General features: G+C 41.1%; 1 protein-coding gene. It reads right to left on the bottom strand.

Annotated elements, in window-relative coordinates; genetic code table 11:
* Positions 1-71 precede the first annotated feature (71 nt).
* A complete protein-coding gene (locus tag BpJC4_RS15730) occupies positions 72-1,430 on the bottom strand; it encodes an IS4 family transposase (RefSeq protein WP_133537234.1) in 1,359 nt (452 codons plus the stop codon).
* Positions 1,431-1,564: the final 134 nt, after the last annotated feature.

Below are 1,564 nucleotides of genomic sequence, written 5' to 3' on the forward strand. Positions count from 1 at the left end.
ACTAAAACTTGAAAGTACGAAAATCGTGCAAACCCCTTGTCACCACTGCGGTTACCCCGGCTAATTTAGAGCTAAGCTGCTTTAATTAGGTGTTTTTGATAGCTGACAGGTAATTTTTTTAAAAATTGCTCAATAATAGTATTTAGTACTTCTTCACAAAGGATATACTCATCCTTAAAAGCTTCTTTAAATAAATCAATCAATTGTTGAATCGCTTCTGCGAAGGTGATGTCAGTAAGTTCATCAACCATGAGATAAAACAACTCACCCAGGGTCCGATCATCTACCTGTTCACGGTGTTGGACTGCAAGGATTGAGTAACCAATTGCGACAAGAGCGGTATGTGCAAAGATACCGTCATAAGACAATCCTTGATATTTTGCCAGGCGGAGGTACTGTTTACACATCTTGAAGTATACTTCAATCGACCAGCGCTTTCCGTAAAGCTGAATAACTTCATCTTCAGAGAGCCGGGTGTCCGTTGTCGCCAAGACAAGGTAATCATTTCGTTTATTGCGGTTGCGGATATAAACAAGTTTGACTGGCACCGACGTTTCCCCGTCAACTGCTTCAACAAGAACGGATAACAGATAGCGTGAACGTCCGCGACGTTTCTTCTGGGTGTTAAAGATCGTTTTCACATCCATCAGTCCACCGTTGAACTGGTAATAAACTTTCTTAGAACGTTTCACCATGGCTACTCCATGAAGTCCCATTTCACGCAACTGATGAAACATCTTAGGGCTAGAAAACCAGGAATCAAACAAGACGTAGGAAGCATTCACTCCTTGAGACAAGGCTGATGATAACAATTCCAACACTACATTGGTTGCTTTGCGCTGTGCCTGAATCTTACGCTTTCCTGAAAGTGTACGGCCGTCGATGGATTTTGGGCTGCACACTTGATTCTTGCCAGAAAGCAAGGAAAAGTTAACAGGGAGGAATGTGTTGCCGTCACTCCAACCTAGTTGAAGAAACCGAAAGCCACGGGTATGTTTGTGTTTCGCATGGTCAAACTGAAACGCCGCTAGTTCAACGTGCTTTGCGCTGGCTCGCTCATACATGGAATCATCCACAATGAATACATTCCGGCGTGTTGGTTCAGTCAAGGGTTCGATGAACACAATGATACGGCGGCAGAGCAAAACCAAGAACTTTTGCCAATTGATTTTGCCGTTATTCAGTAGATTACGGAAAGTCTTATCTGAGAATCCGAGCTGATCTTGATGCTTCAAATAATCACGGTATGCAGATCTGTTTGAGAAAAGTGTACTGATCAAATAACAGAACAGCGTTCGAAATGGAACACCTTTTGTCTTTACAGCGTTTGAAACCTTCGCAATTTGAGATAAGCGAAAACGCAAAAAAAATGCTTCGATTGAAGATAAAACTTCAAGAGATTGATGGTCGTTTTGTGTTATAATTTTCATAACATGAACACTCCTCGATTAATTGTTAGTTAGCACTTCAATTATACCGAGTTTCCAGTGTTCATGCTTTTATTTTTGCTCTAAACCCTTGTAAGACAAGTAATGAGAATGAATTTTAGTGTTTCAAGTTTTAG

This window comes from Weizmannia acidilactici, from assembly GCF_008974185.1.
Taxonomy (GTDB): domain Bacteria; phylum Bacillota; class Bacilli; order Bacillales; family Bacillaceae_C; genus Weizmannia; species Weizmannia acidilactici.

Excerpts from the sequence above, each read along its gene's own strand:
- BpJC4_RS15730 (WP_133537234.1), bottom strand. The coding sequence starts at position 1,430 with ATGAAAATTATAACACAAAACGACCATCAATCTCTTGAAGTTTTATCT.